This window comes from Nocardioides islandensis, assembly GCF_015352455.1.
Lineage (GTDB): Bacteria > Actinomycetota > Actinomycetes > Propionibacteriales > Nocardioidaceae > Nocardioides > Nocardioides islandensis.
On record NZ_JADKPN010000024.1, the window covers coordinates 1 to 10,073 of the forward strand.

The following is a 10,073-nucleotide window of genomic DNA, read 5'->3' on the forward strand; positions in this document are numbered from 1 at the left end:
CACCCGGACCCATCCCGAACCCGGAAGTTAAGCCTGCCAGCGCCGATGGTACTGCCCCCGAGAGGGCGTGGGAGAGTAGGACGCCGCCGAACATCCTTTCCAACAGAGGCCACCCCCGCGGTGGCCTCTGTTGCGTTCAGGGGCCAGACTGGCCCCGGGCCCACCGGGCCACTCCAACAGCACAGCGACCGACGACCCCCCGAGAAGGTGACCTCCCCGTGGCCGACCAGCGACGTTCCCCGCGCCCCGAGCGCCGCTCCGGCGGCCAGTCCCGGGGCGGGTCCGGCGGGCCGCGGCGCGAGGGCGACCGGCGTCAGGGTCCCCAGCGCGACGGCGACCGTCGCCAGGGCGACCAGGCGCGGGGCCAGCGTGGCGCCCGCACGGGCAGTCGCGCCCCGCGGACGGGCGACTGGTCGCGGCCCAGGGAGGAGCAGCGGCCGCGCAACGAGAGCCAGGCCGTCTACGACGGCCCGCCGATCCCGGAGAACATCACCGGCGGCGAGCTGGATCGCTCGGTGAGCGGCCAGCTCAAGGGGCTACCGGAGAAGCTGGCGGCGCGCGTGGCCCGGCACCTGGCGGCGGCCGGCATGCTGATCGACTCCGACCCGGAGACCGCCTACCAGCACACGCTGGCCGCACGCGCGCGCGCGTCCCGGCTCGCCGTGGTGCGGGAGGCCACCGGTGAGGCGGCGTACGCCTCTGGGCACTACGCCGAGGCGCTCGCCGAGCTCCGGGCGGCCAAGCGGATGAACGGCGCGACGGCGTACCTGCCGATCATGGCCGACTGCCACCGCGCCCTCGGTCACCCCGAGCAGGCGCTGAAGCTGGCCAAGAGCCCGTCGGTCGCGAAGTTCGCGTCGGCGGCCAAGGCCGAGATGACGATCGTCGAGGCCGGCGCCCGGCGCGACATGGGCCAGCTCGACGCCGCTCTGCGGACCCTGGAGCTGGCCCCGCTGACCTCGAAGAGCCGCGAGCCGTGGGTGGTGCGGCTGCGCTACGCGTACGCCGACACCCTCGAGGCCGCCGGCCGGGAGACCGACGCGCTGGCGTGGTTCCACCGCACCCACGCGATCGACAGCGACGAGATCACCGACGCCGCGTCGCGCGCGGACGCGCTGGAGCGTCGGCAGGCCTGATCGGGAGGTCGGCCGACACGACTGGACCGGCTCACGCGTTCCACTGGTGCTGCGGCGTCCCATCCGTCACAATGGTGGGCACAACTACATCGATGTCACTCGACCTGACTTCGGACCGAACTCGAGACCGCTGGGGAAGGCGTTGCTCGAACGCCGGGACCGAAGGAGACCCAGGGTGACCGCACTGACTGCATCCCGCACCGCGACGAGGGGCGTGCTCTACGTCCACTCAGCGCCGTCCGCGCTGTGCCCGCACATCGAGTGGGCCGTCGGCGGTGTCCTCGGCGTTGCCGTGAACATGTCGTGGACGCCGCAGCCCGCCCAGGCCGGCAGCTACCGCGCCGAGCTCTCCTGGGCCGGCGACTCCGGCTCCGCGGCCGCCGTGGCGTCCGCCCTGCGCGGCTGGAACCACCTGCGCTTCGAGATCACCGAGGAGCCGACGACGACCACCGAGGGCTCGCGGTACTCCTACACCCCCGAGCTGGGCGTCTTCCACGCGGTGACCGGGCTGCACGGCGACATCATGATCCCCGAGGACCGGCTCAAGGCAGCCGTCGTCAAGGCGGCGCTGGGCGACACCTCGCTGATCGGCGAGATCGACAAGCTGTTGGGCAAGCCGTGGGACGACGAGCTGGAGACGTTCCGGCACGCCGGCGACGGCGCCCCGGTGCGCTGGCTGCACCAGGTGGTGTAGCTCCGGGCTGACTGTCAGGGGTCACCGGCGGCGGTGCAGGCGCACCGTGGTGGGCGTGATCCAGGAGACGGCGTCGTCCCAGCCGTCGTACGTCGTCAGCCTGCCGGTGATCGTGAACCGCCCGGACCGCGTGACGCTGCGGCACAGCCCGAACGCCGCCGAGCCTGAGTCCGGCTCGGAGTCGCTGCTGAACACCCCGGAGGACACCGAGCGGCCGTCGGGGTCGACCAGGAACGTCTCGAGCACCCAGTCACCCGTCGAGGTGCCCACCGAGTACGTGTAGCCGTACCTGTGGCACCCGCGCCGCAGCACCTGGTTCGGCATGGCGGTGCTGCCCGTGCCCGCGTCCACGGGCGCCGTCTCCGAGGCCTTCGCCGGAGCCGACGCGAGCGTGCCCGTGCCGATCACCAGCAGCGTCGACAGGGCCGCGCCCGTGAGTCGGGTGGCGGTGGTCACCCAGGTCCAACGGGTGTCGCCGGGCGTGGGTTACGCCCTCCCCGAGCGGTCTACAGCGGGATGTTGCCGTGCACTCCGCGACGCACGCCGACGGTCTGGACGGCGTCGTTGATGGCCCGCGCGATGGCACTCCGGGTCTCCGAGGGCTGCACGACGCGGTCGACGACCCCGATCTCCACGGCCCTGTCGACCCCGCCGGCCAGGCGCTCGTGCTCGGCGGCCAGCTCGGCCTCCACGCGCGGGCGCAGGTCGGGGGAGACGTCGGCCAGCCGCCGCCGGTGCAGGATGCGGATCGCGGCCACCGGGCCCATCACGGCCACCTCGGCGCCCGGCCACGCGAACACCTTCGTGGCGCCGAGCGAGCGGGCGTTCATGGCGATGTAGGCGCCGCCGTAGGTCTTGCGCGTCACCAGGGTGACCCGGGGCACCACGCACTCGCCGAAGGCGTGCAGGAGCTTGGCTCCACGGCGTACGACGCCGTCCCACTCCTGGCCGACGCCGGGGAGGTACCCGGGGACGTCGACCAGCACGATCAGCGGGACACCGAACGCGTCGCACATGCGCACGAAGCGGGAGGCCTTCTCCGCCGACAGCGAGTCCAGGCAGCCGCCGAGGCGCAGCGGGTTGTTGGCGACCACGCCGACCGTGCGACCACCGAACCGGCCGAGCGCGGTCACGATGTTGGGCGCCCAGCGCTGGTGCAGCTCCTGGACCGTGCCCTCGTCGAGGACGGACTCGACCAGCGGGTGCACGTCGTACGCGCGCTTCTTGGACTCCGGCAGCATCGCCTCGAGGTCGCGGTCCTCGACGTCCTCGACCTTGAGGCTGCCCTGGGACCCGAGGAGGGTCGCGACCGTGCGCGCCCTCTCGAGGGCCTCGGCCTCGCTCTCGGTGAGGATGTGCACGACGCCGGAACGTCGGCCGTGGGGCTCGGGGCCGCCGAGCCGCAGCATGTCGACGTCCTCGCCGGTCACCGAGCGGACCACGTCCGGTCCGGTGACGAAGATGCGGCCCTCGGGGCCGAGGATGACCGCGTCGGTCAGGGCGGGGCCGTACGCCGCGCCGCCGGCCGCCGGGCCCAGCACGACCGAGACCTGCGGGATCTTGCCGGAGGCCTGGGTCATCACGTGGAAGATCCGGCCCACGGCGTGCAGGGAGAGCACGCCCTCGGCCAGCCGGGCTCCGCCGGAGTGCCAGAGCCCGATGATCGGCACGTTGTCGGTCATCGCCCGGTGGTAGGCGTCGACCACCACGCGGCAGCCGACGTCGCCCATCGCGCCGCCCATCACGGTGGCGTCGGAGCAGAACGCGACGACACGCGTGCCGTTGACCGCCCCCACCGCGGCCAGCATCCCCGAGTCGTCGTCGGGAGTGATCAGCTCGAGCGTGCCTTCGTCGAAGAGCGCACCCAGCCGCTTGACCGGGTGGCGCGGGTCCTCCTCGCGGGGGAGCTTGGCGGGCTTCGCCGGTGCCTCGGTGGTCGTCACGTGGTCACACCGACCCGAAGGCGACGGCGACGTTGGCGCCACCGAAGCCGAACGAGTTGTTGAGGGCCGCCACCTGGCCGCCGGGCAGCTCGCGCGCCTCGCGCGGGATGTCCAGCTCGACCTGCGGGTCGAGGTTGTCGAGGTTGATGGTCGGCGGTGACAGGCGGTGGTACAGGGCCAGCACGGTGGCGATGGACTCCAGCGCACCGGCGCCGCCCAGCAGGTGCCCGGTCATCGACTTGGTGCTGGTGACCACGACCGAGTCGGCGTGCGAGCCGAGCGTGGCGTGGATCATCAGGCCCTCGGCGATGTCGCCCTGCGGGGTCGAGGTGGCGTGCGCGTTGATGTGCACGATGTCCTTCGGGTCCAGCTCGGCCTCGGCCAGCGCCCGCAGGATCGCGCGCGACCCGCCGCGGCCGGCCGGGTCGGGCTGGGCGATGTCGTGGGCGTCGGCGGTGATGCCGGCGCCGAGCACCTCGGCGTAGATCCGCGCGCCGCGGGCCTTCGCGTGCTCCTCGGACTCGAGGACGAGCACGCCGGCACCCTCGCCGAGGACGAAGCCGTCGCGGGCCGTGTCCCAGGGACGGGAGACGGTGGCGGGGTCGCCGGGGTTCTTCGAGAGCGCCATCATGTTCGCGAACGCCGCCATCGGCAGCGGGTGGATGGCGGCCTCGGTGCCGCCGGCCAGGATGATGTCGGCGCGGCCCCAGCGGATCTGGTCGAGGGCGAGCGAGATGCCCTCGTTGCCGGAGGCGCAGGCCGAGACCGGGGTGTTGGCAGCCGCACGGGCGCCGAAGAGGAGGCTGACGTTCGCCGCGGGGGCGTTGGGCATCAGCATCGGGACCGCGAGTGGCGAGACCCGGCGGGGGCCCTTGTCGCGCAGGGCGTCGTAGTTGTCCAGGAGCGTGGTGACGCCGCCGATGCCGGAGGCGATCGCGACGCCCAGCCGGTCCTTGTCGAGGTCGGCGTCCTCGAGGCCGGCGTCGCGCCAGGCCTCGGTGGCCGCCACGACGGCGAACTGGGACGTGCGGTCCAGACGGCGCGCCTTGACGCGCTCGATGATCTCGGTCGGTTCGACGGCCACCCGGGCCGCGATCTTGACCGGCATCTCCTCGGCCCAGTCGTCGGTCAGGTGCCGGACGCCGGACTGGCCCTTGATCATCGCCTCCCAGGTGGAGGCGACGTCCCCGCCGAGCGGGGAGGTGGTGCCGAGTCCGGTGATGACGACTCGCTTCGCAGGCATGTGGATCCTCTTGAGATCGGTGGTGCAGGGTGCTTGAGGGGGGTGGCGGGCGCCGGCCCGGGATCGCCGGACCGGCGCAGCCGGCTCAGCCTTGGGCGCGCTCGATGAAGGCGACGGCGTCGCCGACGGTCTTGAGGTTCTTGACCTCGTCGTCGGGGATGGAGACGCCGAACTTCTCCTCGCACGCGACGACGACCTCGACCATGGACAGCGAGTCGACGTCGAGGTCCTCGACGAACGCCTTGTCGAGCTGGACGTCGTCGGCGTCGACGCCGGCGACCTCGTTGACGATCTCGGCGAGGTCGGCGCGGATCTCTTCGGTGGTGGCCATCTGCTGTGTCTCTCCTGTGGTGGTTGGGTGCTGCTTGGTGGGTCAGGGAACCGTGACGACCTGCGCGGCGTACGCGAGGCCGGCGCCGAAGGCGATGAGCAGGGCGACGTCGCCGCTCTTGGCCTCCCCCTCGGCGATCATGCGGTCGAGCGCGAGCGGGATGGAGGCCGCGGAGGTGTTGCCCTGCTCGGCGATGTCGCGGGCGATCTTGACGCGCTCGGGGAGCTTCATGGAGCGCGCCATCGCGTCGATGATGCGCATGTTGGCCTGATGCGGCACGAAGACGTCGAGCTCGTCGATGGAGACGCCGGCGCGGTCCAGCGCCTGCTGGGCCGTCTTGGCCATCGTGAACGACGCCCAGCGGAACACCGGGTTGCCCAGCATGACCAGGTGCGGCATCACGCCGCTGCCGGCCTTCTCGTCGGAGCCGACGACGTCGCGCCAGTCCTCCTTCTGCCGGATCAGGTCGAACTGCTCGCCGTCCGAGCCCCACACCACCGGGCCGATGCCGGGGGTGTCGCTCGGGCCGATCACCGCGGCGCCCGCGCCGTCGGCGAAGATGAACGCCGTGCCGCGGTCGCCGACGTCGGTCAGGTCGGAGAGCCGCTCGACGCCGATGACCAGCGCGTAGCCGGCGCTGCCGCCACGCACCAGGTCGCTGGCCATCGCCACGCCGTGGCAGAAGCCCGCGCAGGCGGCCGAGATGTCGAACGCCGCGGCCTGGTCGGTGCCGAGCTCGTAGGCGATGGCGGTCGCGATCGCCGGCGTCTGCAGGAGGTGGGTGACCGTGGCCACGATCACGCAGTCGATCTGGCGCGCGTCGATGCCGGCCTTCTCGAGGGCGGCTCGCGACGCGGCGACCGACATCATCTGCACGGTCTCCTCCGGCGTGGCCCACCGGCGCTGCTTGATGCCGGACCGTTGCTGGATCCACTCGTCGCTGGAGTCGATGCGCTCGATGATCTCGGCGTTGGGGATCACCCGCGAGGGGCGGTAGGAGCCGATGCCGAGGATCGCCGCGTGCTTGCTCCCGGTGACTTCTTGGATCGGCATCAGAGTCCTACCTCCGGGTGCAGGCGCAGCAGGGGTTGTCCGGGTGAGACCAGGTCGCCGTCCTCGACGAGCCACTCGACCACGACACCACCGTGGGCGGCGGTGATCGTGGTGCTGTCGCGGAGGCTGGCGACCTCGCCGATCGTGGCGCCCGGCTCGAAGGTCTCGGCGCCGGAGGCGGCCTCGGCGCGGTGGAAGGTGCCCTTGCCGGGGGAGACGACCATCCGCCAGGTGGGGGAGGTCTCGATCATCGAGGCCTCACCGTGCTGGGCGATGAAGTCGCGGGCGGCGTCCAGCTGGTCGGGCGTCTTCAGCGCGAAGGTCTCCACGCCCTTGAGGGCTCGCTTGGCGATGCCGGTCAGGGTGCCGGCCGGCGGCATCTCGAGGATGCCGGTGACGCCCAGGTCGGACATCGTCTCCAGGCAGAGGTCCCAGCGGACCGGACTGGCGATCTGGCCGACCATGCGGGCCAGCAGGTCGCGGCCGTCGTGGACGACGTGGCCGTCACGGTTGGAGATCACCGGCGTGCGCGGGTCGTGGGTGGAGACCGAGCGCGCCAGGTTGGCCAGGTGGCCGACGGCGGGCTGCATGTGCTCGGTGTGGAACGCGCCGGCCACGCTCAGCGGCACCAGCCGCGCCTTGGCGGGAGGATCCTCGGCGAAGGCGTCCAGCTGCTCCTGGGTGCCGGCGGCCACGATCTGGCCGGGGCCGTTGTCGTTGGCCGGGGTCAGACCGTGCTTGTCGATCGCGGCCAGCACCTCGTCGCGGTCACCCCCGAGCACCGCGGTCATGCCGGTCTTGGTGACGGCGGCGGCCTGGGCCATCGCCTTGCCGCGCTCGCGGACCAGCACCATCGCCTGCTCGGCGGTGATGGCGCGCGCGCCGGCGGCCGCGGTCAGCTCGCCCACGCTGTGCCCGGCCACGGCGCCGATCAGCGAGAACGCGTCGGCCGGGTGCGGGAAGAGCTCCAGCGCTGCGATCAGGCCGGTGGCGACCAGCAGCGGCTGGGCGATCTCGGTCTGCCGGATGGTCTCCGCGTCGGCCTCGGTGCCGTAGTGGGCCAGGTCGATGCCCGCGACCGTCGACAGCCAGCCGAAACGGGTGGCGAACGTCGGGTCCGCCAGCCAGGGGGCGAGAAAGCCGGGGGTCTGGGCACCCTGACCGGGCGCGACGATGACGAGCACGCCCTCAACTGTGCCGTGTCGGGACCCTGCGCTCACCTTCGGCACGCACGAATCTCGATGGTCGAGACTTGTAGGGTTCCTACAAACAGGTGTCCGTCAGGTCACGCCCGTGTTTCCGCGGCCGCTCGCCGGGTCACTCCCGGCCGGACTGGCGGCCCAGCACCAGGGCGATCTCCAGGGTGAACGCGTCGCGCGGGTCGGTCGGGGTCAGGCCCGTGATGTCGGCGACCTGGCGCAGCCGGTACCTCACGGTGTTGGGGTGGCAGAAGAGCGTGCGGGCGGTGCCCTCGAGGGATCGGCCCGAGGCGAAGTACGCCGCCAGCGTCTCGACGAGGGTGTCCCGCCCGGCCGCGACCGGGAGGTAGACCTCCTCGACGAGGTGCCGTCGGGCGTGGCCGTCGCCGGCGAGCGCGCGCTCGGGGAGCAGGTCGTCGGCCCGCACCGGGCGCGGGGCGTCGGGCCAGCCGGTGGCGGCGCGGTGGGCCGAGGTGGCGCTGCGCGCGCTCACGTGGGCGTGCCCGAGGTCCTCCACGACAGGACCCGCGACGACCGGGCCGTCACCGAAGAAGGCGAGCACGTGGCGGGCGGACTTCTCGGCGTCCTCGACCCCGCCCAGCAGCACGACGAGCCGGTCACCCTGGGTGGCGCACAGCGCGTCCATGCCGGCGGCGCGGGCCGCGCGGCGTACCTCGTCGAAGAGGTCGCCTCCCCGGCGGTCCGGCTGCACCGCGCCGAGGACGACCGCCACGGCGCCGCGGTCGGCCCAGCCCAGGGCGCTGGCGCGGGAGAGCATCGTCTCGTCGGCCTCGGCGCGGAGCACGGAGTCGACGACGAGCGCCTCGAGGCGGGCGTCCCAGGCGCCACGTACCTCGGCGGCTCGGGCGTAGACCTCGGCGGTGGCGAAGGCGACCTCGCGGCCGTAGCGCAGCACGCCACCGAGCACGTCGCGCCGGTCGTCGGGGTCCAGCACGTCGTCGAGGTTGGACTCGACCACCTCGATGCCCAGCCGGACCAGGTCGACGGTCTGCTGGAGGCTGATCACGCCGGCCAGGGCCCGCGGGGCGGCGCCGAACACCTGCGCGGCCACGGCGGACCCGTCGAGATCCGGGTGCCGCACCTCGTCGGCGTACCAGTCGATGAAGCTCTTGATGCCCGCCTGGACGATGAGGGACACCCACGAGCGGTCCTCCGCGCTGAGCTCGCGGAACCAGGGCATCTCGTCGTCCATCCGCGCCATCGCGGCCGTGCTCAGGGTGCCGGTGGCGCGGTGCAGGTCGCGGACGGCCCGGGCCCGGGTCTGCACGGGTGTGGGCACGCTCCGAGCGTATGGGCCGGGCGTGGGGAACGGCGTTTCGGGTACCAACCGACCGCCGACTGGAACGTGTTCTGGTTGAATCGCTGGTGAACCTTTGCTGAGACTTCCCTTGGAGGACGTGTGCCGCAGGTTGGTCACGAGGTCGAGTACCTCACGATCCATGGTCATCGCCGCGCGTTCGTCAAGACGGGGAGCGGGCCCGCTGTGCTCCTCCTGCACGGGCTGGGCGCCGACCACACGACGTGGGGTCCGATCGTCGACCAGCTCGCGCGGCGCTACACCGTGATCGCTCCGGACCTCCTCGGCCACGGGCAGTCGGCCAAGCCACGCGCGGACTACACGCTGGGCGGCTACGCCAACGGGATGCGCGACCTGCTGACCGTCCTCGGCATCGACAAGGCGACGCTCGTCGGGCACTCCTTCGGCGGCGGGGTGGCGATGCAGTTCGCCTACCAGTTCCCGGAGCGGACCGAGCGCCTGGTGCTGGTGGGCAGTGGGGGCCTCGGCCCCGAGGTCACGCCGGTGATCCGGGCGATCAGCACGCCGGGGTTCGAGCTGGTGATGGCGCCGCTGACCATGCCCGGCGTACGCCACGTCGCGGCTGCCGCCATGAGGGCGCTGAAGCGCACCGGCATCAAGGAGTTCCGCGACTTCGACGAGGTGGCGACGATCTACGAGTCGTTCCGCGAGTACGACGCCCGCTCGGCCATCGCGCACGTCACGCGCGCCGTGGTCGACTGGCGCGGCCAGATCGTGACCATGGCCGACCGCGCGTACCTCACCGAGGCGATGCCGCTGTGCGTCATCTGGGGCGAGGACGACCGGGTCATCCCTGCCTCCCACGCGTCGCTGGCCGCGGAGCTGGCCCCCGGCGCCCGGGTCGAGCTGATCGCCAACGCCGGGCACTTCCCGCACAAGGACCACCCCGAGCGGTTCGTGCGGATCCTCAACGACTTCATCCGCAAGTCCCCGCCCGCGGCGTACTCCCGAGCCCGCTTCCGGTCGCTGCTGCGCAACGGGCGGGTGCCGGCGGGAGCCACCGAGCAGCCCGTCGAGATCGCGACCGTCACCCCGATCCGCTGATATGTAGGCCAGTCCTGTCAAGGGGCAGGGTGAGGCGCCCGTCCCGATATTCGGGGCGGGCGCCTCGTGCTTCGTCACGCGCGGTGGTGGC

10 protein-coding genes and 1 rRNA gene are annotated in these 10,073 nt (G+C 72.6%); 4 read left to right on the forward strand and 7 right to left on the reverse strand.

Annotated elements, in window-relative coordinates; all coding sequences use genetic code 11:
- The 3 genes from rrf to ISU07_RS23520 form a co-directional block, all read left to right on the forward strand.
- Positions 1-92: ribosomal RNA gene (rrf, locus tag ISU07_RS23510) — 5S ribosomal RNA — on the forward strand; the annotation flags it as partial.
- Between the two features lie 126 nt (positions 93-218).
- The gene (locus tag ISU07_RS23515; protein WP_194709300.1) at positions 219-1,136 is read left to right on the forward strand and encodes a tetratricopeptide repeat protein; all 918 of its coding nucleotides are present in this window, start codon (positions 219-221) and stop codon (positions 1,134-1,136) included.
- Between the two features lie 175 nt (positions 1,137-1,311).
- The gene (locus tag ISU07_RS23520; RefSeq protein ID WP_194709301.1) at positions 1,312-1,830 is read left to right on the forward strand and encodes a DUF3145 domain-containing protein; all 519 of its coding nucleotides are present in this window, start codon (positions 1,312-1,314) and stop codon (positions 1,828-1,830) included.
- A 21-nt stretch (positions 1,831-1,851) separates the two neighbouring features.
- Here the strand turns inward: ISU07_RS23520 and ISU07_RS23525 are convergent, their stop codons facing one another.
- The 7 genes from ISU07_RS23525 to ISU07_RS23555 form a co-directional block, all read right to left on the reverse strand.
- On the reverse strand, positions 1,852-2,286 hold the full coding sequence (locus tag ISU07_RS23525; protein ID WP_194709302.1) for a hypothetical protein: 435 nt from the start codon (positions 2,284-2,286) through the stop codon (positions 1,852-1,854).
- 50 nt (positions 2,287-2,336) lie between these two features.
- Complete coding sequence (locus ISU07_RS23530; protein WP_194709303.1) at positions 2,337-3,773, reverse strand: acyl-CoA carboxylase subunit beta; 1,437 nt, start codon at positions 3,771-3,773, stop codon at positions 2,337-2,339.
- Between the two features lie 4 nt (positions 3,774-3,777).
- On the reverse strand, positions 3,778-5,016 hold the full coding sequence (gene fabF / locus ISU07_RS23535) for a beta-ketoacyl-ACP synthase II (RefSeq protein WP_194709304.1): 1,239 nt from the start codon (positions 5,014-5,016) through the stop codon (positions 3,778-3,780).
- Positions 5,017-5,101: 85 nt separating this feature from the next.
- On the reverse strand, positions 5,102-5,347 hold the full coding sequence (locus ISU07_RS23540) for an acyl carrier protein (protein ID WP_194709305.1): 246 nt from the start codon (positions 5,345-5,347) through the stop codon (positions 5,102-5,104).
- Between the two features lie 42 nt (positions 5,348-5,389).
- Positions 5,390-6,400 carry a beta-ketoacyl-ACP synthase III gene (locus ISU07_RS23545; RefSeq protein WP_194709306.1) on the reverse strand — a complete coding sequence of 337 codons (1,011 nt, stop codon included), beginning with the start codon at positions 6,398-6,400 and terminating at the stop codon, positions 5,390-5,392.
- The gene (locus ISU07_RS23550) at positions 6,400-7,584 is read right to left on the reverse strand and encodes an acyltransferase domain-containing protein (RefSeq protein WP_194709307.1); all 1,185 of its coding nucleotides are present in this window, start codon (positions 7,582-7,584) and stop codon (positions 6,400-6,402) included. The genes ISU07_RS23545 and ISU07_RS23550 overlap by 1 nt, the downstream gene beginning before the upstream one ends.
- A gap of 133 nt (positions 7,585-7,717) precedes the next feature.
- Complete coding sequence (locus ISU07_RS23555) at positions 7,718-8,899, reverse strand: PucR family transcriptional regulator (RefSeq protein ID WP_323742788.1); 1,182 nt, start codon at positions 8,897-8,899, stop codon at positions 7,718-7,720.
- 120 nt (positions 8,900-9,019) lie between these two features.
- On the opposite strand from ISU07_RS23555, the gene ISU07_RS23560 reads away from it, so the two are divergent.
- Positions 9,020-9,982 carry an alpha/beta fold hydrolase gene (locus ISU07_RS23560; protein WP_323742789.1) on the forward strand — a complete coding sequence of 321 codons (963 nt, stop codon included), beginning with the start codon at positions 9,020-9,022 and terminating at the stop codon, positions 9,980-9,982.
- Positions 9,983-10,073 lie beyond the last annotated feature (91 nt).

Coding starts and splice junctions, on each gene's coding strand:
- fabF (WP_194709304.1), bottom strand. CDS start 5,016: ATGCCTGCGAAGCGAGTCGTCATCACCGGACTCGGCACCACCTCCCCG.
- ISU07_RS23540 (WP_194709305.1), bottom strand. CDS start 5,347: ATGGCCACCACCGAAGAGATCCGCGCCGACCTCGCCGAGATCGTCAAC.
- ISU07_RS23545 (WP_194709306.1), bottom strand. CDS start 6,400: ATGCCGATCCAAGAAGTCACCGGGAGCAAGCACGCGGCGATCCTCGGC.